The sequence below is a fragment of the Ensifer sp. Root558 genome, assembly GCF_001427045.1.
Lineage (GTDB): Bacteria > Pseudomonadota > Alphaproteobacteria > Rhizobiales > Rhizobiaceae > Ensifer > Ensifer adhaerens.
In genome coordinates this window covers 124,169-146,176 of record NZ_LMGC01000003.1, presented here as the reverse complement: position 1 = coordinate 146,176, position 22,008 = coordinate 124,169, and the positions used below count along the sequence as shown (strand labels likewise).

At 63.7% G+C, this 22,008-nt stretch carries 23 protein-coding genes; 16 read left to right on the top strand and 7 right to left on the bottom strand.

All coding sequences use genetic code 11. The features are described 5' to 3' along the window. Window positions 1-10: 10 nt before the first annotated feature. Complete coding sequence (locus ASD63_RS07610; protein ID WP_034798879.1) at window positions 11-1,444, top strand: aldehyde dehydrogenase family protein; 1,434 nt, start codon at window positions 11-13, stop codon at window positions 1,442-1,444. Between the two features lie 58 nt (window positions 1,445-1,502). Here the strand turns inward: ASD63_RS07610 and ASD63_RS36570 are convergent, their stop codons facing one another. Beyond that, the gene (locus ASD63_RS36570) at window positions 1,503-1,637 is read right to left on the bottom strand and encodes a hypothetical protein (protein WP_256385289.1); all 135 of its coding nucleotides are present in this window, start codon (window positions 1,635-1,637) and stop codon (window positions 1,503-1,505) included. Here ASD63_RS36570 and ASD63_RS07605 point away from each other — a divergent pair. After that, window positions 1,636-2,481, top strand: a complete 846-nt coding sequence (locus tag ASD63_RS07605; protein WP_082572801.1) for a DMT family transporter — start codon at window positions 1,636-1,638, stop codon at window positions 2,479-2,481. The two genes, ASD63_RS36570 and ASD63_RS07605, sit on opposite strands and share 2 nt — an antisense overlap. 21 nt (window positions 2,482-2,502) lie before the next feature. Here the strand turns inward: ASD63_RS07605 and ASD63_RS07600 are convergent, their stop codons facing one another. Together ASD63_RS07600 and ASD63_RS07595 are read right to left on the bottom strand one after the other, a co-directional pair. Continuing rightward, window positions 2,503-3,681 carry an aminotransferase gene (locus ASD63_RS07600; protein WP_060528931.1) on the bottom strand — a complete coding sequence of 393 codons (1,179 nt, stop codon included), beginning with the start codon at window positions 3,679-3,681 and terminating at the stop codon, window positions 2,503-2,505. 18 nt (window positions 3,682-3,699) lie between these two features. Next, the gene (locus ASD63_RS07595) at window positions 3,700-4,746 is read right to left on the bottom strand and encodes a LysR substrate-binding domain-containing protein (protein ID WP_034798872.1); all 1,047 of its coding nucleotides are present in this window, start codon (window positions 4,744-4,746) and stop codon (window positions 3,700-3,702) included. 224 nt (window positions 4,747-4,970) lie between these two features. On the opposite strand from ASD63_RS07595, the gene speB reads away from it, so the two are divergent. The 11 genes from speB to ASD63_RS07540 all read left to right on the top strand — a co-directional run bounded on the left by speB (window position 4,971) and on the right by ASD63_RS07540 (window position 14,887). Next, window positions 4,971-6,032, top strand: a complete 1,062-nt coding sequence (gene speB, locus ASD63_RS07590) for an agmatinase (protein WP_034798870.1) — start codon at window positions 4,971-4,973, stop codon at window positions 6,030-6,032. Window positions 6,033-6,124: 92 nt separating this feature from the next. Continuing rightward, complete coding sequence (locus ASD63_RS07585; RefSeq protein WP_034798868.1) at window positions 6,125-6,919, top strand: transporter substrate-binding domain-containing protein; 795 nt, start codon at window positions 6,125-6,127, stop codon at window positions 6,917-6,919. A 60-nt stretch (window positions 6,920-6,979) separates the two neighbouring features. Then, window positions 6,980-7,648: an amino acid ABC transporter permease gene (locus tag ASD63_RS07580; protein WP_060528930.1), complete on the top strand. Its 669-nt coding sequence runs from the start codon at window positions 6,980-6,982 to the stop codon at window positions 7,646-7,648. Continuing rightward, window positions 7,645-8,292 (top strand): amino acid ABC transporter permease, encoded by a 648-nt coding sequence (locus ASD63_RS07575; protein WP_034798864.1) that lies wholly within the window; start codon window positions 7,645-7,647, stop codon window positions 8,290-8,292. Before ASD63_RS07580 ends, ASD63_RS07575 begins: the two co-directional genes overlap by 4 nt. A gap of 73 nt (window positions 8,293-8,365) precedes the next feature. Beyond that, entirely contained in the window at window positions 8,366-9,445 is a 1,080-nt protein-coding gene (locus ASD63_RS07570) for an ABC transporter substrate-binding protein (protein WP_034798862.1), read from the top strand. 121 nt (window positions 9,446-9,566) lie between these two features. Continuing rightward, on the top strand, window positions 9,567-10,604 hold the full coding sequence (locus ASD63_RS07565; protein ID WP_034798860.1) for an ABC transporter ATP-binding protein: 1,038 nt from the start codon (window positions 9,567-9,569) through the stop codon (window positions 10,602-10,604). Continuing rightward, the gene (locus ASD63_RS07560) at window positions 10,601-11,455 is read left to right on the top strand and encodes an ABC transporter permease (protein ID WP_034798859.1); all 855 of its coding nucleotides are present in this window, start codon (window positions 10,601-10,603) and stop codon (window positions 11,453-11,455) included. Before ASD63_RS07565 ends, ASD63_RS07560 begins: the two co-directional genes overlap by 4 nt. Then, complete coding sequence (locus ASD63_RS07555) at window positions 11,452-12,252, top strand: ABC transporter permease (protein ID WP_034798857.1); 801 nt, start codon at window positions 11,452-11,454, stop codon at window positions 12,250-12,252. Before ASD63_RS07560 ends, ASD63_RS07555 begins: the two co-directional genes overlap by 4 nt. Then, on the top strand, window positions 12,249-13,028 hold the full coding sequence (locus ASD63_RS07550; RefSeq protein ID WP_034798855.1) for a carbon-nitrogen hydrolase family protein: 780 nt from the start codon (window positions 12,249-12,251) through the stop codon (window positions 13,026-13,028). Before ASD63_RS07555 ends, ASD63_RS07550 begins: the two co-directional genes overlap by 4 nt. A 159-nt stretch (window positions 13,029-13,187) precedes the next feature. Next, on the top strand, window positions 13,188-14,141 hold the full coding sequence (locus tag ASD63_RS07545; RefSeq protein WP_034798853.1) for a ring-cleaving dioxygenase: 954 nt from the start codon (window positions 13,188-13,190) through the stop codon (window positions 14,139-14,141). Window positions 14,142-14,323: 182 nt separating this feature from the next. Beyond that, on the top strand, window positions 14,324-14,887 hold the full coding sequence (locus ASD63_RS07540) for an NADPH-dependent FMN reductase (RefSeq protein ID WP_034798852.1): 564 nt from the start codon (window positions 14,324-14,326) through the stop codon (window positions 14,885-14,887). Window positions 14,888-15,035: 148 nt separating this feature from the next. Here the strand turns inward: ASD63_RS07540 and ASD63_RS07535 are convergent, their stop codons facing one another. Continuing rightward, window positions 15,036-16,592 (bottom strand): VOC family protein, encoded by a 1,557-nt coding sequence (locus ASD63_RS07535; RefSeq protein WP_034798850.1) that lies wholly within the window; start codon window positions 16,590-16,592, stop codon window positions 15,036-15,038. Window positions 16,593-16,684: 92 nt separating this feature from the next. Continuing rightward, the gene (locus ASD63_RS07530; RefSeq protein ID WP_034798849.1) at window positions 16,685-17,542 is read right to left on the bottom strand and encodes an SDR family NAD(P)-dependent oxidoreductase; all 858 of its coding nucleotides are present in this window, start codon (window positions 17,540-17,542) and stop codon (window positions 16,685-16,687) included. A gap of 189 nt (window positions 17,543-17,731) precedes the next feature. Here ASD63_RS07530 and ASD63_RS07525 point away from each other — a divergent pair, with 189 nt between their 5' ends. Continuing rightward, a complete protein-coding gene (locus ASD63_RS07525; RefSeq protein WP_034798848.1) occupies window positions 17,732-18,487 on the top strand; it encodes a Crp/Fnr family transcriptional regulator in 756 nt (251 codons plus the stop codon). Window positions 18,488-18,549: 62 nt separating this feature from the next. Here the strand turns inward: ASD63_RS07525 and ASD63_RS07520 are convergent, their stop codons facing one another. Next, window positions 18,550-19,062 (bottom strand): DNA starvation/stationary phase protection protein, encoded by a 513-nt coding sequence (locus ASD63_RS07520; protein ID WP_034798847.1) that lies wholly within the window; start codon window positions 19,060-19,062, stop codon window positions 18,550-18,552. Window positions 19,063-19,327: 265 nt separating this feature from the next. Between ASD63_RS07520 and ASD63_RS07515 the strand changes: the two genes are divergently transcribed. Further along, on the top strand, window positions 19,328-19,714 hold the full coding sequence (locus ASD63_RS07515; RefSeq protein WP_034798951.1) for a response regulator: 387 nt from the start codon (window positions 19,328-19,330) through the stop codon (window positions 19,712-19,714). A 28-nt stretch (window positions 19,715-19,742) separates the two neighbouring features. Here ASD63_RS07515 and cysQ read toward each other — a convergent pair whose 3' ends face one another. Next, the gene (gene cysQ, locus ASD63_RS07510; protein ID WP_034798846.1) at window positions 19,743-20,519 is read right to left on the bottom strand and encodes a 3'(2'),5'-bisphosphate nucleotidase CysQ; all 777 of its coding nucleotides are present in this window, start codon (window positions 20,517-20,519) and stop codon (window positions 19,743-19,745) included. 214 nt (window positions 20,520-20,733) lie between these two features. Here cysQ and ASD63_RS07505 point away from each other — a divergent pair, with 214 nt between their 5' ends. Continuing rightward, a complete protein-coding gene (locus tag ASD63_RS07505) occupies window positions 20,734-21,984 on the top strand; it encodes a sarcosine oxidase subunit beta family protein (RefSeq protein WP_034798844.1) in 1,251 nt (416 codons plus the stop codon). Window positions 21,985-22,008 lie beyond the last annotated feature (24 nt).

The window sequence follows — 22,008 nt, the reverse complement described above, 5'->3', positions numbered from 1 at the left end:
GGAGGAGCGAATGCTCGACAAACGCAAGTTCTACATCAACGGCAGCTGGGTGGATCCCATCGTCGCCAACGACCTCGAGGTCCTGAACCCGGCAACGGAAAAGCCGGTTGCGGTGATCTCCATGGGTACGGCCGCGGACATCGACCGGGCCGTTGCTGCGGCCAAGAAGGCCTTTGCGACCTATAGCCGGACGAGCGTCGAGGAGCGCCTGGTGCTGCTTGAAAAGCTGCTTGCCGTCTACAAGCGCCGCTATGACGAGATGGTCGACACCATCACCATGGAACTCGGCGCGCCGAAGACTATGACCCGTGAGCAGCAGGCCGATGTCGGCGTCGGCCACCTGCAGGGCTTCATCGATGCGCTGAAGCGCCTGAAGACCCGCGACCGGCTGCCGAACGGCGACGTGATCCTGCGCGAGCCGATCGGCGTCTGCGGCCTGATCACGCCCTGGAACTGGCCGATCAACCAGATCGCGCTGAAGGTGGTGCCGGCGCTCGCGACCGGCTCGACCTGCGTATTGAAGCCGAGCGAGTTCACGCCGCTCAATGCCATGCTTTACGCTGAAATGGTGCATGAGGCGGGCTTCCCGGCCGGCGTCTTCAACCTCGTCAACGGCGACGGCATCAACGCCGGTGCCGCGCTGTCGAAGCATCCCGACATTGACATGATGTCGTTCACCGGCTCGACCCGCGCCGGCATCGCCGTCAGCAAGGATGCCGCCGAAACGGTCAAGCGCGTGACGCTGGAGCTCGGTGGCAAGTCGCCGAACATCGTCTTTGCCGACGCCGATCTCGAAGACCGCGTCACCGGCAGCGTGCTCGAATGCTTCAACAATTCCGGCCAGTCCTGCGACGCGCCGACCCGCATGCTGGTGGAGCGTAGCGTCTATGATCAGGTGGTTGAGATCGCCAAGCGCGTCGGCCGCGAGGCGAAAGTCGGAGACCCGACGCAAGAGGGCGGCCATATCGGACCGCTCGTCAGCCACATCCAGTTCGGCCGGGTGCAGGCGCTGATCGAAGCAGGCATTGCCGACGGCGCGCGGCTGCTCGTCGGCGGTGCCGGCAAGCCGGAGGGCTTCGAGACCGGCTACTTCGTCAAGCCGACGATCTTTGCCGACGTCAACAACGAGATGCGCATCGCCCGCGAGGAAGTCTTCGGTCCGGTGCTGGCGATCATTCCCTTCGACACCGAGGAGGAGGCGATCGCGATTGCCAACGACACCAACTACGGCCTTGCCGCCTATGTGCAGACGGGCAACCCGGAGCGGGCCGAGCGCGTCGCCGGACGCCTGCGCGCCGGCATGGTGCACATCAATGGCGGGCCGCACCGCTACGGCAGCCCGTTCGGCGGCTACAAGCAGTCCGGCAACGGTCGCGAAGGCGGCATGTTCGGCCTTGAGGACTTCCTCGAAGTGAAGACCGTTCACGTTCCCGACGCTGCCTGAATACAGCGCTACGTCCTTGAACGACGGCCGTCGCAATCTGCGGCGGCCGTTTTTTCTTTCAGGCTTCGGCGCTTGCAGGGCTGTCACCGGTCGTCCGCATCTGGTAGCTCGTCGGCTTACCGCCCCAGACGACCGCGCCCTTCCGGATGCCTCCCGTGACCCAAGCTTCCCATTCCCATAATCGCGTTGCCATGGCTGCCCTTCTCATTGGCGGCGCTGCGATCGGCGGCTCGCCGATCTTCGTGCGGCTATCGGAAGTCGGGCCGATGGCGACCGCCTTCTGGCGCGTGGCGCTGGCCTTGATCCCGCTTCTCGCCTGGACCTGGTTTCGTCCCGAGGGCGCCGGGGGGCGGCGACCGGAAAAGCTCTCGGAATATGCGCTTCTGGTCCTGCCGGGCGTGTTTCTCGCGATCGATCTCGGTGCCTGGCACTATGCGTTGACCAAGACATCGGTCGCCAACGCCACGCTGCTTGCCAATCTCGCGCCCGTCTTCGTGACGCTCACGAGCTGGCTTTTGTTTCGCTCGCGCGTCAGCGCCGTCTTCGCCCTCGGCCTCGCAACGGCAGTCGCGGGCGTGGTGATCCTCAAGGGCGGCCCGATGGCGCTGGGTGACGGCAATCTGCTCGGCGATGGCGTGGCCGTCGTCGCGGCGATGTTCTACGCCGGCTATATTCTGGCGATCGGGCAGCTGCGCAGCCTGTTCAGCACCGTGCGCATCATGATCTGGAGCACGGCTTCGGCTGCGATCTGCATGCTGCCGATGGCCGTCCTGTTCGAGCCGTCGCTGTTGCCGCCGACCGCCTTCGGCTGGGCGATGCTTTTCGGGCTCGCCTTCGTCAGCCATGCCGGCGGGCAGGTGGCGATCACCTACGCACTCGCCTATCTGCCGCCCGCATTTTCGTCGCTGACCCTGCTGTTGCAGCCGGTCGTGGCGGCGATCCTCGCCTGGCTCCTGCTTGCCGAGCCGGTCGGGCTGATGCAGGCGATCGGCGGGGCGATCGTGCTTGTCGGCATTTTGATCGCGCGGCGCGGATAACGCCGCGCGATTACGTTGCGATCAGAGACCGGGTGGCGTGAAGTTCCCCAGCCGCTCTTCAAGCTTGCGGATCGTTTCGGCGTCGGCATTGGCGAAGGCAAAGCGCAGGTAGTTCTCCTGGCCTTCGCCGAAATAGTCGCCGGGCAGGCAGACGACGCCGGCGAGCTTGGCCAGCTTCTCGGCGATGAACTGCGAATCGATATCCGGGTAGGGGTGGCGGACATAGGCGAAATAGGCGCCGACCGCCTGCAGCTTCCACTTCGGCAGGCGGCTCATGACGTCGCGCAGCGCATCGGCTCGTGCCGCGATTTCGGCGCGGTTCGTCTGACGCCAGTCGGCAAGAGCCGGAATTGCCTTCGCGACCGCGGCCTGGGCTGAGCGCGGCGCGCAGATCTGCAGGTTGTCCATGATCTTCGTCACCTGCTCGATGACGGCAGGGCCGGCGGTGATCGCGCCCAGGCGATGGCCCGGGATGCAGAAAGACTTGGAAAAGCTGTAGAGGCCGATGAAGCTATCCTGCCAGCCTTCGGTGGCCAGCAGGCCATGGGGCGCTGCGGAGGCATCGGGCAGGAAGTCGCGATAGGTTTCGTCGAGGATCAGCCAGACGCCCTTGGCACGGCAGGCCTCGTAGATACGGGCGAGCAGCTCCGGCGGGTAGACGGCGCCGGTCGGATTGTTGGGCGAGACCAGCGCGAGCGCCCGGATGCCGGGGTGAAGTGCCGCGGCAATTGCATCGACCTCCGGCAGGAAGCCGGCGCCGGCATCGCAAGGTACGAGCTCGACATTGATGCCGAGCATCGACAGCGTCGTTTCCTGGTTGAAGTAATAGGGGTTGGTCATCAGGATCGTATCGCCCGCGCCGGCAATGGCCATTGCCGTGCAGATGAAGGCCTGGTTGCAGCCCGAGGTGATGTGGATGTTGTCCGCGGTGACCGCGGCACCATAGAGGCCGGCGACATGCGCCGCATAGGCCTCACGCAGCTCCGCTTCGCCCTCGATCGCGCCGTAGCCGGTGTAAGCGGTTGAGGCTGCAGCCTCACCGAGCCAGGCCAGCATGTCCGGATGGGCGGGATAGCCGGGCACTGCCTGCGACAGGTCGATCAGCGGGCCACGGGAGCCGTCGTAGGATTTCGCCCAGGCCAGCACCGAGGGCACGGGCGGCGGCGAGAGCTTTTCGACGAGCGGGTTGAAATGCGGCATGATGGGTGTTCCTGTGGGTTAGGCCTTGGCTTTGCGTTTCTGCGGACGATCGGTGCGGCGAGCACGGCTCGGCGCCGAAACCGGCTGAAAACCGTTCTTCTCCGATTTACGATCTGTCGGCTCGGATTTCGAGGTGCGGCTGCGAATAATCGTGCGCGCCGATGTCTGCAGTTCCGGCATCGGGTCGCTTTCGAGTGTTTCGAACATCCAGTCGATGAAGATGCGCACGATCGGTGCCGCCAGCACCTCGTTGCGGCAGGCGACGAAGAAGGCGTCGTTGGCGGGCACCGTCAGGTCGAAAGGGGCGATCAGTTCGCCGCGCGCGATCAGGCTGCCGGCGGTAATCGTATCGCCGAGCGCGACGCCCTGGTTGTGCAGGGCCGCCTCGGTCGAAAGCCGTGCGTCACTCATGAAATGCTGCTGGCCGCGCTGCAGGTCGCTGGCATCCGCCGCCGCAAGCCAGGTGTTCCATTCGCGGCCATCGTCGCCATGCAGCATGACGTGGTCGCGCAGGTCGCGAACCGAGCGCAGTGGCCGCATGTTGAGCAGGGTCGGGCTGACGACAGGGAAAAGTTCGAGACGGCTCCAGAGCTTGGCCCAGGCGCCGGACCAGTTGCCGTCGCCATAGATCAGGCAGACGTCGACGTCGGGCGAGTGGAGATACGCCTCGTCGTTAGAGGCGATCAGCGTCAGACGCACGTCCGGATACTGCTCGGTGAAAAGATGCAGCCGCGGGATCAGCCAGAAGGAAAGCAGCGCCGGGACGCAGGTGATGCGCAGTTCGCCGCTCGTCGTCGGCCGCGTCATCGCTGCGGTCGCCGCGGCGATTTCGGCAAAGGCGTGGGTGACGGCCGGCAGCAGCAATGCCCCCTGCGGCGTCAGCTTCAGCCGCTTGCCGCCGCGCTCGAACAGCGCCGCCTTGACCGAAAGTTCGAGCGCGCGGATCTGATGGCTGATCGCACCGTGGGTGACGTTGAGTTCACGCGCCGCGGCCGAAACGGAGCCCCGCCGCGCTGTCGCTTCGAAGGCGCGCAAGGGGTTGAGGGGAGGCAGGCGGCTGGACAAATCGGGGCGTTCCGGCGGTTGCTGTGATGTGAATTTTTCTCACACGAAACGCTATAACAATGTCAATTGATTTTCTAGGGGAATTGCCGCCTAATATTCATCAACAAAGGCGAAAACGCCTGGGGAACATGAACGCGCCGGACGAGCCGGCCCCTTCCGCAGACAGATATCTGTGGCGCCTTCGCGCGCATGCCTCAGGCTATGGAAGACGGAGGATTGAATCGATGGCCTGGAACGACAACAAGCTTGCCGAACTGAAGGCAAAGTATGGCGAAAGCCATGGCGGCGAGCTGTTCGACCCGACCTTCCGCAAGGTCGCCGACAAGATCTTCAACAAGAGCGGCACACGTCTCGCGCCCTATTCCGGCATCCCGACTTTCCTGACGGCGCCGCACATGCCTGTTGACGCGGAGAACCCGGATTTCGGCAATCTGCAGGTGGCGATCGTCGGCATTCCCATGGATCTTGGCGTCACCAACCGTCCGGGCTCGCGCTTTGGACCGCGGGCGCTGCGCTCGATCGAGCGTATCGGCCCTTATAACCACGTGCTCGGCTGCACGCCGGTTCAAGAACTCCGCGTCGCGGATATCGGCGACGTGCCGTTCCAGAGCCGCTACCGGCTGGAACTCAGCCATGAGGACATCGAGAAGCGCATCAACCAGATCGTCGATGCCGGCGTGCTGCCGCTGTCGGTCGGCGGCGACCACTCGATCACCCACCCGATCCTGAAAGCGGTCGGCAAAAAGCGCCCGGTCGGTATGATCCACATCGACGCGCATTGCGACACCGGCGGCGCCTACGACCTCACCAAGTTCCACCATGGCGGTCCGTTCCGCAACGCGGTGCTCGACGGCGTGCTCGACCCGACCCGCGTCGTGCAGATCGGCATCCGCGGTTCGGCCGAATATCTCTGGGAGTTCTCCTACGAGTCCGGCATGACCGTCATCCATGCGGAGGAAGTGACCGGTCTCGGCATTCCCGCGATCATCGAGAAAGCGAAGAAGATCGTCGGCGACGGCCCGACCTATCTGTCCTTCGACATCGACAGCCTCGATCCATCCTTCGCGCCGGGTACCGGCACGCCGGAAGTCGGCGGTCTGACGACCCGCGAAGTGCTGGAATTGATCCGTGGCCTCAAGGGCATCAACCTCGTCGGCGGCGACGTCGTCGAAGTGGCGCCGCAATATGACTCGACCACCAACACGGCCCATGCGGGCGCGCAGGTGCTCTTCGAAATCCTGAGCCTCATGGTCTTCAGCCCGGCGATCACGGGCAAGTCCGCCTGAGGCCTGACTAAGGGTTCGTCGGCTGCCGGACCGGAAACGGCGGCCGACCACCAGACTGCACAATCACAAAGCTTCCGGGTAGGGGAATTACCATGACGATCCATGCAAAACTGAAGACAGCCTTCGCCGCCGCCCTGATGCTCGGGGCCGCCGCCGGCATCGCCAAGGCCGACGCGCTTGCCGATATCAAGTCCGCCGGCCAGATCAATGTCGGCATCTTCTCCGACTTCCCGCCGTTCTCCTCGGCCAGCGCCGACATGAGCATCAAGGGCTATGACGTCGACGTCGCGCAGCAGATCGCCGATGATCTCGGCGTCAAGCTCAACCTCGTCAGCGTCACAGGGCAGAACCGCATTCCTTATCTCAACGACAAGCGCGTCGACATCCTGATGAGCGTCGGCTTCTCCAAGGAGCGCGCCGAGGTGATCGATTTTGCCGCGGCTTACGCGCCTTACTACATCGCCGTCATCGGCCCGGCGGAACTGAAGGTTGCCGGCAAGGAAGACCTTGCCGAGAAGACCATCGCCGTCAATCGCGGCACGCTGGAAGACACCTCGCTTACCGAGGCGGCCCCGGCCAATGCCGACATCCAGCGCTTCGACAACTACAATGCTGTGATCCAGGCCTTCATCTCCGGCCAGACGCAACTGATGGTCGTCGGCAACGACGTCGGCGCCCAGGTGCTGGCCCGCCAGGAAGCGTTGAAACCGGAGCAGAAGTTCCAGCTTCTGACCTCGCCGTCGCATATCGGTCTCAACAAGAGCGAGGAAGGCCTGAAGAAGGCGGTCAACGACTCCGTTGCCAAAATGCTCTCGGACGGCAAGTTGAACGCGAGCTCGGAGGCCTGGCTGAAGACGCCGCTCAACCCCGACAACCTCAAGGACTAACAAGCTCGGTGGCCGCGGGGGGCAATCCCCTCGCGGCCCGCTTGAGGAAAGGTTGCGACGATGGGCTACGGCCTCAGCTTCGGTTGGCTCAAGGACGCCGCGGGCGCAATCGCCCATGGCGCGGCCATGACCGTGTTCCTGATCGCCTGCACCACGGTGCTCGGCATCCTGATCAGCATTCTCTTCGCCGCCGCCCGCCGCAGCCGCTATGGCGTCTTGCGCAAGGCGGTGGCCGTCTATGTCGAAGTCGTCAGGAACACGCCGTTCCTGGTGCAGCTGTTCTTCATCTATTTCGGCCTGCCGAGCCTCGGCATCCGGCTCGACCCGATCGTCGCGGCAATCGTCGCCATGACGCTGAATATGGCGGCCTATACGACCGAGATCGTCGGTGCGGGTCTCGATGCTGTGCCGAAGGGGCAGAGCGAGGCGGCGTTTGCGCTCGGGCTTAAGCCCCGCCAGGTCTTCGTCAAGATCATCCTGCCGCAGGCGCTGAAGGTGATTTTCCCGGCGCTCACCAGCCAGGTGATCATCATGATGCTGGAATCGGCGGTCGTCTCGCAGATCGCGGTGCGGGAGTTGGCGCATGAGGCGGAGCTGCTGCAGGCGCGCACTTTCCGCTCATTCGAGACCTATTTCGTCGTCACGCTGATCTATCTCGGCCTGTCGATGGCGCTTCGGCGGCTGTTCGTCGCCGGCGGGCGCCGCGTGCTTGGAGCGGGCGTGTCATGATCGAGTTCACCTTCTGGGACATCCTGCGCAACCTGATCTTCGCTACGCGGTGGACGATCCTGCTGTCGATCGTCGCTTTTGCCGGCGGCGCAGCAGTGGGGCTTGCCGTCCTTGCAGCGCGCATTTCCGAGCGCCGTTGGGCGCGGCGCTTCGGCTCCGGCTACATCGCGCTCTTCCAGGGAACACCGCTCCTGATGCAGCTGTTCCTGATGTTCTTCGGCCTGCCGATGCTCGGTTTCCGCATCGAGCCGTGGACGGCGGCAGCCCTCGGATTGACCTTCTATGCCAGTGCCTATCTCGCCGAGATCTGGCGTGGCGGGGTCGAGGCACTGCCGCGCGGGCAGTGGGATGCCGGCGCGAGCCTCGGGCTGCACCGGTTGCAGGAACTGCGGCTCGTCATCCTGCCGCAGGCCTTCGCCATCACCCGGCCGGCCGCCGTCGGCTTCCTCGTGCAGCTCATCAAGAGCACGGCGCTGACCTCGATCATCGGCTTCGAAGAGCTTCTCAGAACCGCGAATGCGATCAATAATGCAACCTTCGAACCTTTCACGGTCTATGGGCTGGTCGCGGTGATCTTCTTCGTGCTGTGTTATCCGCTGACACAATATTCGCGCATGCTGGAGCGCAAAACAGCCGCGCACTGAGACTGAAAATGTGCAAGAAATCAAACAGAACAGGGAACAAGGCGGATCACCGCCGAAACAAAGGAGAACGCGAATGATCACCACTTCCATCAAGCGCCGCACGCTGCTCGGCGCCGGCCTTGCCGGTGCCTCCATGTTGGCGATGCCGTCGATCCTGCGCGCGCAGGACAAGTCGCTGAAGGTCGGCGTCTATGGCGGCTACTTCAAGGATTCGTTCGACAAGAACATCTTCCCGGAATTCACCAAAGCGACCGGCATTGCCGTCGAGTCGATCGCGGAACCGACCGGTGAAGCCTGGCTCGTCCAGCTCGAACAGGCCGCCCGCGCCGGCCAGGCCCCAGCCGACGTTTCGATGATGTCGCAGGTCGCGATGCTGAAGGGCCAGTCGACCGATCTCTGGACGCCGCTCGATACCGCCAAGATCAAGAATGCCTCGAACCTGCTTGATCGCTTCGTCAACAAGTATCCGGACGGACGCATTGCCGGCATCGGCGCGGTTTCCTGGTACATCACGCTGGTGACCAACACCGACGTCTACAAGGAAGCGCCGACCTCCTGGACCGCCTTCTGGGATCCGGCGAACGCCGACAAGCTCGGCCTGCTCGCGCTCGTCTCCAACTCGTTCCTGCTCGAAGTGACGGCCAAGACGTTCTTCGGCGGCACCAATGCGCTCGACACCGAAGAAGGCCTTCTCAAGGCGTTCGACAAGCTTGCCGAAGTGAAGCCCAACGTTCGCCTGTGGTACCGCGACGAGGCGCAGTTCGAGCAGTCGCTGAAGTCGGGCGAAATCCCGATGGGCCAGTACTATCACGACGTCACCGGCCTTGCTGCTGCCGACGGTCACCCGGTCCGCTCCACCTTCCCGAAGGAAGGCGGCATTCAGGATTCCGGTTGCTGGGCACTGTCGCGTGCCTCGCAGAAGTCCGAGGAAGCCCATATCTTCATCGACTACATGTGCCAACCCTCGATCCAGGCGACGCTGTCGCGCAAGGTCGGAACGTCCCCGACCGTCAAGCGCGAGGTTACGGATCTGACCGACAAGGAATTCGCAGCCGTCTCGTCGGATATCGAGCCGATCATTCCGCGCTACGATCTCTACCAGACCAAGTCGGATTGGCTGAACCAGAAGTGGACCGAGCTGATCGTCGGCTGATCCGGCCAGCTCCCCGGCCTCCGGGGSGAGCCACAAGCATAACGACGGGGAGGGGCCTTGCAGCCGCTCCCCGCCTGAAACCCTCCCATGAGGCGGAGGGGACCATCCTCGCGGAGAAACAATGTCCGGACTTGCCCTTCAAAACGTCGTCAAGGAATTCGGAGCCTTCAGGGCCGTCAACAATGTCGATCTGACGGTGCCGCACGGCACCTTCGTCTGCATGCTCGGACCATCTGGCTGCGGCAAGACCACGCTGCTGCGCATGATCGCCGGGCTTGATCTGCCGACCGGCGGCGCGATCCGGCTCGACGGCGAGGACATCACCCGGGTTCCTACGCACAAGCGCAACCTCGGCATGGTGTTCCAGTCGCTGGCGCTGTTTCCGCACCTGACCGTCGGCGAAAACATCGCCTACCCCCTGCGCATCCGCGGTGCGGCAAAAGAAGACCAGAAGAAGCGCGTCGACGAGCTTCTGTCGATGATCCATCTCTCGGGCTATGCCGACCGGCCGGTCGCCAAGCTGTCCGGCGGCCAGCGCCAGCGCGTGGCGATCGCCCGCGCCCTGTCGATCTCGCCGAAACTGTTCCTGCTCGACGAACCGCTTTCGGCACTCGACGCGAAGCTGCGCGAGGCGATGCAGGTAGAACTGCGCCAGCTGCAGCAGAAGCTGGGCATCACCACCATCGTCGTTACCCACGACCAGCGCGAAGCGATGACCATGGCCGACACCGTCGTCGTCATGAGCGGCGGCGAGATCCGCCAGGCTGCGTCGCCGATCGAAATCTATCGCCGCCCGGCCGACAGCTTTGTCGCCGACTTCATCGGCCAGACCAACCTGCTCGAGGTACAGGCCGACAGCGCCGGCCGCGCGGAAGTCCTCGGTCATGTCGTCCCCGGCCTCGCCCTGCCTGCGGGCGCCAACAAGGGCACGCTGTCGGTTCGCCCGGAAGACGTGCACCTGACGGCGCCCGGCGCCGGGGCGCTCACCGGCAAGGTCACCTTCGTGCGCGATCTCGGCGGCACGATCGAAACCTTCGTCGATATCGCGGGACACCAGATTGTCGCCGTCTCGACGCCGCGCGCCCGGCCCGACGTTTCCGTCGGCCAGGAAGTCGGCATCGCGCTCACTCCGGATGTCTGCGTGGTGCTGAAGAAATGAGACGCGAACCGCCCCAAACCCTTGGCGACTACCTGCCGCTCCTCTTTCCGGCGGCCATGCTGACGATCTTCTTCGTCGTGCCCTTCGGCACGATGATCGCCGTCAGCTTCTTCCAGCGCCAGCAGGGCGGCTTCTACACGCCGGCCTTCGTCTTCGACAATTACGCCCGCTTCCTCTCGGTCTTTTTCGGCGGTGTGCTCGGCTTTTCGCTGATGCTCGCCGTCATCGTGGCGATCTGCTGCGTCGTGCTCGCCTTGCCCTTCACCTACATGCTGACGCGCATGGCGCGGAAGGTACAGGTCGTGTGGCTGGTGGCGCTGCTGTCGATCCTGTCGCTCTCGGAAGTCATCATCGGCTTTGCCTGGTCGACGCTGTTTTCGCGCACCGCAGGGATCACCAACATCCTCGTTGCGCTCGGCATCATGGAGCAGGCCAAGGCCTTGACGCCGAGCTTCGGCGCGGTCTTGACCGGTATGGTCTATCAGGCCTTCCCCTATACGGTGCTGGTGCTTTTCCCGGCGCTCGTGCGCCTCGATCCGACGCTGACGGAAGCCGCCCGCACGCTCGGCGCATCACCGCTCAAGGCCTTCTTCACCGTGGTCGTGCCGGCGCTGCGCAACACCATCACCGCCACCTTGATCATGGTCTTCATCTTCGCGCTCGGCTCCTATCTGTTGCCGCAGCTGCTCGGCCGGCCGCAGCACTGGACGCTGTCGGTGCTGATCACCGACCAGGCGATCTACCAGTCGAACATGCCGTTCGCCGCCGCCATGGCCGTGTTCCTCGTGCTGGTCACGCTCGGCCTCGTGGCGCTCACCGTGATTGCCGGACGCAAGGGAGAAGCGGCATGACCTCGATCTTCCGCAAGGCCTACTTCTTCCTGATCGGCCTGTTCCTGTCGCTGCCGCTGATCGTCGTTGCCGGCGTCTCGGTCAACCAGAAGCAGACGCTCGCCTTCCCGCCGCAGGGCTTTTCGCTCTCCTGGTATGGCGAGATCTTCCTCAATCCGGAATGGCGCAACGCGCTCTTTGCCTCGGTGACGCTGGCGGTGCTTTCGGCAGCGCTTGCGGTGGCGATCGCTCTGCCGCTCTCCTGGTTCCTGTGGCGGCGCATTGCACCCTGGGCGAACATTTTCCAGCTTCTCGGTGTCGCGCCGTTCACGCTGCCGCCTGTCATCACCGCGCTCGGCATGCTCACCTTCTGGGCGACCGTGGGCTTCTACGGCCAGCCGTGGACGGCCGTCGTCAGCCACGCAATCTTCTTCGTGACGCTGCCGCTGGTGACGTTGTCGCTCGGTTTCACCTCGATCGACCGCTCGCTGGTCGAGGCCGCCTCGACCATGGGGGCGGATGAGCGCACGATCTTCCGCACCGTCGTGCTGCCGCTGATCCTGCCCTATATCGTGTCGGGCTACGCCTTCGCCTTCGTGCTGTCGCTCAACGAATACATCGTTGCCTACATGACGGTCGGCTTCACGGTGGAAACGCTGCCGATCAAGATCTTCAATGCGCTGCGCTACGGCTATACGCCGACCATGGCGTCGGTGACGGTACTCTTCGTCACGACCGCCGCGGTGATCTTCAGCCTCGTTGCCCGTTTCGGCGACCTGCCGAAGCTGCTTGGCGCCATGTCGTCGGATGGAAAATGATGAAGCTCGCCGCCCTCCAGATGCAATCGGCGGCGGGTGACGTCGCCGCCAATCTTGACCGCATTGCCCGTGCCGCGGCGGAAGCTGCAGGACAAGGGGCGACGCTGCTTTTGACGCCCGAACTCGGCGTCACCGGCTATGGCGCCGGCGAGGCGTTGACAGCGCTCGCCGAGGCGCCGGATGGCGCGATCGTTCAGCGCCTCAAGGCGATTTCCGCTGAGACGGGCATTGCGCTCATCGCCGGCTTTGCCGAGCGCGACGGCGACGACGTCTATAACAGCGCCGTCTATGTCGATGGCGATGCCGCGCCGGTCGTCTACCGCAAGTCCCATCTCTACGGCGACTATGAGCGTTCGATTTTCCGCGCGCCGGAGCCGTCGACGCGGCTCTTCACACATCGTGGCGTCACCTGCGGCATGCTGATCTGCTACGACGTCGAGTTTCCGGAGAATGTGCGGCGGCTGGCGCTCGCCGGCGCCGAGGCCGTGCTGGTGCCGACGGCGCTGCCGGCGGGCTGGTCCGGCGATTTCATCGCCGAGCACATGATCCAGACGCGCGCCTTCGAGAACCAGGTGTTCGTCGCCTACATCAACCATTGTGGTTCGGACCCGCTGTTCTCCTTCGCCGGGCTGTCGCGCATTGCAGCACCCGACGGGCAGTTGCTCGCCAAGGCGGGGTCTGGGCAGGAAGCCGTGCTCCTCGTCGACATCGACCCCAAGGCCTACGCAATCTCCCGCCTTGAAAACACCTATCTCGGCGATCTCAATCGCCGCTGAGGGCGCGCTGATTGCTGTTGCGTCTCAGCGATGGCAGCGCGGACGGGCCGTTTGTTGTTTACCTGAGGAGAACGTTCTGTTCTCTATTGGTCCACTGTCGGAAACGATGCGGCATCCCATATTGGGCTCAACAGCAATGCCAACGCATTGGAGGCAATCATGAGCTTGCAACTGACTGGGATCCATCACCTGACGGCGATCACCGCCAACGCACCGGAAAACCTGCGCTTCTACACCGAGACGCTCGGGCTGCGGCTGGTCAAGAAAACCGTCAACCAGGACGACACCACCGCCTATCACCTCTTCTATGCCGACGGGCGCGCCACGCCCGGCACGGACTTGACCTTCTTCGACTGGCCGGTCGGGCCGGAAGGGCGCGGCACGCACAGCATTTCGCGCACGGGTCTGAGGGTCGGCAGCGCCGAAACCGTTCGCTGGTGGAAGGACCGCTTCGACGAACTCAAGGTCACGAGTGGAGAGGTCACCGAGATCGATGGCCGCACCGCGCTTGATTTCGAGGATGCCGAAGGCCAACGTTTCCGGCTGGTCGACGACGGCGGGCTTGCGCCCTCGCACCCCTGGGAAAAGAGCCCGGTGCCGGCCGAGCGCCAGATCAAGGGCCTCGGACCGATCACCATCAGCGTGCCTGACATCACGAACACCGAACTCGTCCTGACGCATGTGATGAACATGAGCAAGGCCCGCACCTATCCGTCGCCGGACGGCGAGGGGGAAGTCAACGTCTTCACCATGGGCGAGGGCGGTCCTGCGGCCGAACTGCACGTGGCCGTCCAACCGGGATTGCCGATCGCGCGTCAGGGCGCCGGTGCCGTGCACCACGTCGCCTTCCGGGCGCCTGATAATGCGGCGCTGACGGAATGGACGGAACGGCTTAACGGCTTCCGTCTGCCGTCGAGCGGCGAGGTCGAACGCTATTATTTCCGCTCGCTCTATTTCCGCGAGCCGAACGGCGTCCTCTTCGAGATCGCGACCGATGGTCCCGGTTTTGCCGTCGACGAGCCGATGGAAACGCTCGGTGAGAGCCTGTCTCTGCCGCCGTTCCTGGAGCCGAAGCGCGCGCAGATCGAGGCCCGGCTGAAGCCGCTCGTCTAACGGTCTGATCCCAACGAAAAGCCGGGGCTCGTCCCCGGCTTTTTTGTCTCTATCCCTCTGATCCCGTTGGACATCGGTTCCGCGCGGACCCATCATGACAGCTGTTGCGTTACCTATGTCGATGGCATCCCGCCTCGCGCTTCGAGGCGCGCCCGCAAGGACTTGGAAAAGGACCAGACCTCATGACAAAAATCCTCGGCATTTCCGGGAGCCTGCGCAAGGCGTCGTTCAACACCGGCCTGATGCGGGCGGCCGCGGAAAACCTGCCTGGTGGCGTCGAATTCGACACCGCGACGCTGCACGGAATTCCGCTCTATGACGGCGATGTCGAAAAGGAGAGCGGCATTCCGGACGCCGTGACGGCGCTGAAGCAAAAGGTGATGGCTGCCGACGGCGTCATCCTGTTCACGCCGGAATACAACAACTCCATCCCCGGCGTGTTCAAGAACGCGATCGACTGGATGAGCCGGCCTTCTGCCGATATCGCCAAGGTGTTTCGCGGTCGGCCCTTTGCGCTTGCCGGCAGCTCGCCCGGCAATTTCGGCACCATCCTTAGCCAGAACGCCTGGCTGCCCGTCATGCGCACGCTCGGCGCCGAGCTCTGGTCCGGCAAGCGCCTGATGCTGCCCAAGGCGGATACGCTTTTCGATGAGGCGGGGACGCTGACGGATACGGACGCCCGCGACCGGCTCGCCGCCTTCGTCAAGGCATTTGCGGATTTTGCCGGCGCTGAGGGAGCGCGGTAGGCTGCCGACACAGTGAGGCGCTAAGGCTGCCCCGGACATCGCGGACAGGACTGGGTATGGATGCTCGGGCAAAGCCCGAGCATGAGGGTGAGGGAGCGAGCGCTGTTGGATTTCTCGAAAGCGTTCGCCGAAACGACCTGGGGAACGCTTAGAGGCCCTTATCCTGCAGCCATTGCTGGATAGCCGCGATATCTGGCGCGCCGATCTCGTGGCCCATGTCGAGGTCGACCGCAGTCAGATCCGCGCGCGTGCGGACGAGCTCTTCTCTGAGGCGTGGAGCGAAGTCGCCGTAGCTGTCGTGCTTGCCGGTGAGGAGCAGCACCTTCGTACCCGAGAGATCCGGCGGCGGCACGTCGTCGAGGACGAGCATCGAGCGCATCAGTACGACATTGCGCACGAGCCCCGGATGCAACAGCATCAGGGCCACCAGAAGATTGGCGCCGTTGGAGTAGCCGATGAAAACCGTCTTCTCCAGATCGATGCGGTAGCCGTCGCGGGCACCCTCGACGAAGGCAGCAAAGGCCTCGGCTTCCGACCGCACGTCCTTCTGGTCGAAGGTCGTCGGCGAATAGCGCCGGAACCAGCGCGGCGTTCCCTCCTCGTTCGACCGGCCGCGAATGCCGACAAGCGTCGCCTGCCTGTCGACCTGATGGGCGAGGTGGAGAAGCTGCGTTTCGTTGGCGCCGCTGCCGTGCAAGAGCATGAAGGTGCGGTCATCCAGTACGTCAGGGTGATAGAAGCGGTGCACGAAGGGCAGGTCGCGCTCGGTCAGCCGCGGTTCTCCCGGCAGAGCGAACTGCGGCATGGCCAGCAGCATTTCTTCGCGCGCGGCGCTGAAATGCGCCGGTACGAAGAGTTCGGTGCCGAGTGTTTCCTTCGGTTCGTCGACGGTGAAGCCGGGCACGTCGCTGGCCAGTTCGTAGAGCGACCCACCGGGTTCGCGGACGTAGAGCGAATAGAAGTATTTGCGGTCATGCGCATTGATCGCGCCCGCGCCATCCCGTTGCAGGTCCTCGTGCACCCGTTCCACGGCGGCTCGGTCGGGTGCACGGAAGGCGATGTGATCGATCGTTCCGGTTCCGGGCGCAGACGTCCAGAAGCCGCTTGCATTGCGCACGTCGATGGTGTCGCCGGAGGCGGAGGTGAGCCGACGGATCGCGTCGGTTGCGCCAGTTTCCGTATAGCCGAAGTGGGACGTCAGGAAGCGAACGGATTCCTCCGGCTTTTCCGTGAGGATCGTGGCGCCACGCAGGCGGCGGATGGCGTCTTCCGCCGGGATATCGCGCGTGCTCCAGGGGGCCGCACCCGAAACCGTCTCGGTGCCGACGAGCTTGACGATGACACCGTCCGGATCCTTGAGCCGCAGCACCGGCTCACCGAACTCCTGCGCTGGCCCTGATGTGGCGATGTTGAACTGCAGCGCGCGGGTCAGCCAGAAGCCGATACTCTCCGGCCGGATGGCAAACGCGATTTCGCTCGGCTGGCCATGGCCCACGCGGCCGCGGCCGCCGTCTTCCCACATCAGGAAGGTCACGAGCGAACCCGGCGAACCCTCGGCGTCGCCGTAAAAAAGGTGCAGCTGGTTGGCGTCCTCATAGCCGCCCGTCCGCTTGACCAGGCGCAAGCCAAGAAAGCCGACATAGAAGTCGACGTTTGCCTGGACCTTCCGGGCAATCAGGGTGATGTGATGGATGCCGCTCGTCATTCTTAGTCCCTCATTATCGTCGTCCCACAAAACACGATGTGTCCGGCCAGCACCAGAAGGGTCGCCGAGAACGCAGCGTCAACGTAGGAGGATCAATCGCCATCCTTGTCGAGGAATGCCTTGAAGGCATCGGCATATTTCGGATGCCAGCGCGACAGCGGCGGCCGGTTCTCGACGATGTCGCCGGCGGCCCACAGGATACGCCGTTCGTCGGTCGCGCGTGACACGTCGTTATCAGGGCAGAGGATGTAGAAATCCCCGCGCGCCAGGCTCTCCATCATGAAGCCGACCGTCTGTTCCGACGTCCAGGCGCCGGCGGGCTTTTCCGTGCGGCCGCCAGCCGTCAGCCCGGTGTAGACGAAACCGGGGATCAGCAGGTGCGCGTGGACCTGGCTTCCGGCGGTGTTGCGCAGCTCGTGCTCCAGCGCCTCGGTAAAGACCTTCACGGCCGCCTTGGAGACGTTGTAAGCCGGGTCGCCGGGCGGCGTGGTGATGCCCTGTTTCGAGCCGGTGTTGATGATGACGGCCGGTTTGCCGTGGGCGATCATCCGGGATGCAAAGACGCGCGAACCGTTGATGACGCCCCAGAGATTGACCCCGAGCGTCGCCTCCCAGGCGGCCATGGGGCCGAGGATCGCGCTGCCGGGCTGAATGCCGGCATTGTTCATGAGTACATGCACGTCGCCGAGCCGCTGATGAACCTCCCGCTCGAGCGCTTCCAGCGTGTCGAGCCGCGAGACGTCTGTCGCGATGGCCGTGACGTGCCGCGCCCCGCCGGGCGAGGCGGCTGCGACTTCGGCGGCCGCCTTCTCCAGCTTGTCGCCCGCGAGGTCGGTGAGCACGACGTACATGCCGAGCGTCGCGAAGTGTCTGGCAGCCGCAAGGCCGATGCCGGAAGCAGCACCGGTAACGACGGCGACATTGCCGGGGGCGAAGGCAGGGTGGGACATGGTGAAGCTCCTGTGGCGGGGTCGAGTGCAAGAGATAGGGCGCCAAGGGCTGGCTGTCCATGATCATGGCAACGATGGCGCTTCGGAAAACCAAGTGTTTTCAGGGTTGTATCTTGTCACCTGCGATGCCGGCGCTACTTGCAGTTTTGGACGCAAAAGCCTGAACGAACGCATGCGGTGGATGGAACGATGAACGAAATGACAGCCCGCAACGAAAAGCGCACCCCTTGCGAAAGCTGTCCCTTGCGCAAGCTCGATCATTTTCGTGCCTTTACCGGCGAAGAACTTGCCTTCGTTTCGCAGTTCAAGACTGGCGAACTGGCGGTCGATGGTGGCGCGACCATACTCGTCGAAGGCGCGCACAGTGCGCACCTTTTCACCGTGCTTTCCGGCTGGGGCTTCCGCTACAAAATGCTCGATGACGGCCGCCGCCAGATCCTCAACTATGTGATGCCCGGCGATCTGATCGGACTGCAGGGCAGCCTGATGGGGGAGATGCAGCATTCGATCGAAGCGCTGTCGCCCGTCACTCTGTGCGTCTTCGAGCGCGGCAAGCTCAACCGCCTGTTCGAGAACTACCCTGAGCTTGCCTATGATCTCACCTGGATCGCTGCACGCGAGGAGCGCATTCTGGATGAAAACCTCTTGAGCATCGGCCGCCGATCCGCGCTGGAGCGGGCGGCCTATCTCATCGCCTTCCTCTATCAGCGCGCGGAGGTACTCGACCTCTTCAGCAACAGCCGCGTCGCCATTCCGATCAGCCAGCAGCATGTAGCCGACACGCTCGGCCTTTCGATCGTTCACACCAACAAGACGTTGAAGAAACTTGCCGAACGGGGCCTGATCCGCTGGGCGGAGAAGGGCTGCAATGTCCGCGACATCGACGGCCTGCTTGCGGTTTCAGGCTGGGAAGGGCTCCGCGAACCCAAGCGGCCGTTCATCTGACGTGCCCAGTCGAAGCCGATCGATGCGGCGCCGGGGCCGCATCGATGTCAAGGTGGGGGAGATCAGGCGGCAACGGTCGCCCGCAGCATCCACAGAGCCTTTTCATGGAAGTTGAGGCGATCGGTCAGCATGTCCGTCGTGACCAGGTCGCCGTTTTCATCGGCCTTGGTGCCGGCCTCGCGTATGCGTCGCGCCGCCGCTTCGTGATCGGTGATCAGGTCTGCCACCATCTCGGCCGCCGTCGTGTGGTTGACCGAGGCGGCGCTGGGGGCGAAGGTTTTTGCTTCGGCGAGCTTCGCCGGCGCCAGGTGGCCAAGGGCGCGAATGCGCTCGGCAATGATGTCGGTTGCCTTGAACAGCGCGTTGTAGTGCTCTTCGGTCAGTTCGTGCAGCGGCTTGAACAGGGGCCCGACCACGTTCCAGTGGTAGATGTGGCTCTTGATCACCAGCTTGTAGGTATCGGCAAGGATATCGGAAAGCGCGGTTGCCATCTGCTGGCGATAGGCCTTCGTCAGGCCGATGTCGAATTCTTCGTCCCTGACCTTGGGCTTCAGCACGGCGGCAGTCTGTTTCATTCTTCTGCTCCAGTTCTGTCTTGGAATGTCGAGCGGAGGCGGCCGAGGCCACGCCGCATGAACTGAACGCCGCGACGAAAGGGTTGTTCCCGATCCCGTCATGACGCTCACATGTCTTTTTTAAATGCCAGGTCAGGCCATTGGAGCCTAAGCTCAGTCGTTGCCGTTGCCTCAGTGGAGGTTCCGGGACTCTGGACGGCATTCCGCCTGGAAATGCGCCTGCAGCGACGATGACTGCCGTCGCTGTGCGTGAAAAATGGAGTGCATTGACATGGCCGAGCTTTCACCGTCCGTCCGGACGGTCCTCGTTCTCGAGGACAACTTCATCATCGCCATGGACGTCGAGGAAATCCTCGCTTCTCTCGGAATATTGCAGGTTACGATCGCCGGAAATGCGAACCAGGCATTGGAGCTGCTGGCGCTCCAGGCCTTCGATTTTGCGATCCTCGACGTCAATCTCGGCGATCACACGAGTTTCGTGGTTGCCGATGCCATGCTTGCCCGCGGAATGCCGTTCGGCTTCACCAGCGGCTACGGCGATGCCGAGCACTTCCCGACCTATCTCAGGCACGTTCCGCGGATCGACAAACCCTTTAACGAGAAATCGATCGGCCAGCTGATCGCCGCTGGGATCCAGACGAGAGAGGCTTAGGAACCGGCTCAGCCCTTGCGCGACCTGCTCAGGGCTTGCCGCGCGATACGAACCAGGGATTGGCGAAGTCGCTGTCGTCCTTCTGGTTGCGCTTGCCGTAGGTAAGCGGCGTGCCATCCATCGTCAGCGTTTCGCCACCGGCGGCCCTCAGGATCGCGTCGCCAGCGGCGGTGTCCCATTCCATCGTCCGGCTGAAGCGGGGATAGACGTCGGCCACGCCTTCGGCGAGCAGGCAGAATTTCAAGGACGAGCCGACCGTCCGGTAATCGGCGATGCCGTGTTTTTCGAGGTAGTCGATCGTCTCGGCGCTGTTGTGCCAGCGGCTGGCGAGCCCCACCATGCGATCCCCGCAGCTGCGGCAGCCGATGATCGTTTCTTCGGTCAGGCGAAAGCTGCCATCAATAACCGACTTTACCGCCTTGCCATGGTGTGCCGCATAGAGGATTCCAAGCGCCGGGGCGTAGACGACGCCCGCGACGGGCGCGCCGTTTTCGATCAGCGCGATGTTGACGGTGAAGTCGTCGTTGCGGCTGATGAATTCCTTGGTGCCGTCGAGCGGATCGACAAGGAAAAACGACTTGCCGGAAATCTCCGGCACGAAGCCGGCGGACACCGCTTCCTCGGCGACCACGGGGATGTCCGGAAAGGCGGAGGCGAGGTCTGCCAGGATGATGCGTTCGGCCGTCGTGTCGGCATCGGTGACCGGCGAGCAGTCAGGCTTGTGCGTGACCTCCGGCCCGGCATTGTAGATGTCGAGAATGGCCCGACCCGCCGTTATTGCCGATTGTTGCAGTATCTCCAGCATTCGCCCTGTCTTTCGGTCCGTCATCAGGCCCATAGCATATTGAGAGGAAGATTATAGCCATGCTTTTGACATGGCAGGCGGCTCTTTACGCGTGGTCGCAACTGATCTGCGGGGCGGAGCATCTCAAGCTTTTTGCAATTGCGAGAGGCTTTGCGTCTTTGCTTCCGCGTTCCGGCTGTGCAAATGTGCCGGCGCAACTGAACTGGATGCCTTCATGCGTTATTCCGCCTTCTCGCTTGTCAGGAACGCCCTTTCCGGAAACCTGAACTGGAAACCGCATTGGCGCCAGCCACAGCCGAAATCCCACTATGACGTGATCATCGTCGGCGGCGGCGGCCATGGGCTCTCGACCGCCTATTATCTCGCCAAGGAATTCGGCGTGAAGAACGTCGCGGTCCTGGAAAAGGGCTATCTCGGCTCGGGTAATGTCGGCCGCAACACGACGATCGTGCGCTCCAACTACATGCTGCCCGGCAACGAACCCTTCTACGAGTTCTCGATGAAGCTCTGGGAGGGGCTGGAGCAGGATCTCAACTACAATGTGATGCTGTCGCAGCGCGGCGTCATCATGCTCTACCACAGCGACGGCCAGCGCGATGCCTATGTGCGCCGCGGCAATGCCATGTGGATGGAAGGTGTGGCAGCGGAGCTCATCGAGCGTGAGCAGTTGAAGAAGATGATCCCCTTCCTCAACTACGATCACGCCCGCTATCCGATCCTCGGTGGCCTGCTGCAGCGCCGCGCCGGTACCGCGCGGCATGATGCGGTCGCTTGGGGCTATGCCCGCGGCGCCGACCAGCATGGTGTCGACATCATCGAGCATTGCGAAGTGACCGGCATTCGCCGCGAAAACGGTGTCGTCACCGGCGTCGAAACGACCAAGGGGTTCATCGGCTGCGGCAAGCTGGCGCTGGCGGCGGCCGGCAACACCTCGCGCGTCGGCGAAATGGCGGATCTGAAGCTGCCGCTGGAAAGCCATGTGCTGCAGGCCTTCGTGACCGAGGGGCTGAAGCCCTGCATCGATCACGTGATCGTCTATGGTGGCGGCCACTTCTACATCTCGCAATCGGACAAGGGCGGCCTCGTCTTCGGCGCCGAGATCGACGGCTATTCGTCCTATGCCCAGCGCGGCAATCTGGCGACCGCCGAGCACGTGATGGAGGAGGGGGTGACGATGATCCCCGGCCTGTCGCGCGTTCGGGTGCTGCGCGCCTGGGGGGGCGTCATGGACATGAGCATGGACGGCTCGCCGATCATCGACCGCACCTCGATCGACAATCTCTACTTGAACTGCGGCTGGTGCTACGGCGGTTTCAAGGCGACGCCGGCTTCCGGCTACTGCTTCGCCCACCTGATCGCCAAGAACGACACCCATCCGGTGGCGCGCGCCTTGAGGCTCGATCGCTTCGCCCGCGGCTATGCCGTCGACGAGGCCGGCGCCGGCCCGCAGCCCAACCTTCACTGACAGGACACGGCCGGCCCGCCGGCT

Coding starts and splice junctions, on each gene's coding strand:
- ASD63_RS07610 (WP_034798879.1), top strand. CDS start 11: ATGCTCGACAAACGCAAGTTCTACATCAACGGCAGCTGGGTGGATCCC.
- ASD63_RS07605 (WP_082572801.1), top strand. CDS start 1,636: ATGGCTGCCCTTCTCATTGGCGGCGCTGCGATCGGCGGCTCGCCGATC.
- ASD63_RS36570 (WP_256385289.1), bottom strand. CDS start 1,637: ATGGCAACGCGATTATGGGAATGGGAAGCTTGGGTCACGGGAGGCATC.
- ASD63_RS07600 (WP_060528931.1), bottom strand. CDS start 3,681: ATGCCGCATTTCAACCCGCTCGTCGAAAAGCTCTCGCCGCCGCCCGTG.
- speB (WP_034798870.1), top strand. CDS start 4,971: ATGGCCTGGAACGACAACAAGCTTGCCGAACTGAAGGCAAAGTATGGC.
- ASD63_RS07585 (WP_034798868.1), top strand. CDS start 6,125: ATGACGATCCATGCAAAACTGAAGACAGCCTTCGCCGCCGCCCTGATG.
- ASD63_RS07580 (WP_060528930.1), top strand. CDS start 6,980: ATGGGCTACGGCCTCAGCTTCGGTTGGCTCAAGGACGCCGCGGGCGCA.
- ASD63_RS07575 (WP_034798864.1), top strand. CDS start 7,645: ATGATCGAGTTCACCTTCTGGGACATCCTGCGCAACCTGATCTTCGCT.
- ASD63_RS07570 (WP_034798862.1), top strand. CDS start 8,366: ATGATCACCACTTCCATCAAGCGCCGCACGCTGCTCGGCGCCGGCCTT.
- ASD63_RS07565 (WP_034798860.1), top strand. CDS start 9,567: ATGTCCGGACTTGCCCTTCAAAACGTCGTCAAGGAATTCGGAGCCTTC.
- ASD63_RS07560 (WP_034798859.1), top strand. CDS start 10,601: ATGAGACGCGAACCGCCCCAAACCCTTGGCGACTACCTGCCGCTCCTC.
- ASD63_RS07555 (WP_034798857.1), top strand. CDS start 11,452: ATGACCTCGATCTTCCGCAAGGCCTACTTCTTCCTGATCGGCCTGTTC.
- ASD63_RS07550 (WP_034798855.1), top strand. CDS start 12,249: ATGATGAAGCTCGCCGCCCTCCAGATGCAATCGGCGGCGGGTGACGTC.
- ASD63_RS07545 (WP_034798853.1), top strand. CDS start 13,188: ATGAGCTTGCAACTGACTGGGATCCATCACCTGACGGCGATCACCGCC.
- ASD63_RS07540 (WP_034798852.1), top strand. CDS start 14,324: ATGACAAAAATCCTCGGCATTTCCGGGAGCCTGCGCAAGGCGTCGTTC.
- ASD63_RS07535 (WP_034798850.1), bottom strand. CDS start 16,592: ATGACGAGCGGCATCCATCACATCACCCTGATTGCCCGGAAGGTCCAG.
- ASD63_RS07530 (WP_034798849.1), bottom strand. CDS start 17,542: ATGTCCCACCCTGCCTTCGCCCCCGGCAATGTCGCCGTCGTTACCGGT.
- ASD63_RS07525 (WP_034798848.1), top strand. CDS start 17,732: ATGAACGAAATGACAGCCCGCAACGAAAAGCGCACCCCTTGCGAAAGC.
- ASD63_RS07520 (WP_034798847.1), bottom strand. CDS start 19,062: ATGAAACAGACTGCCGCCGTGCTGAAGCCCAAGGTCAGGGACGAAGAA.
- cysQ (WP_034798846.1), bottom strand. CDS start 20,519: ATGCTGGAGATACTGCAACAATCGGCAATAACGGCGGGTCGGGCCATT.
- ASD63_RS07505 (WP_034798844.1), top strand. CDS start 20,734: ATGCGTTATTCCGCCTTCTCGCTTGTCAGGAACGCCCTTTCCGGAAAC.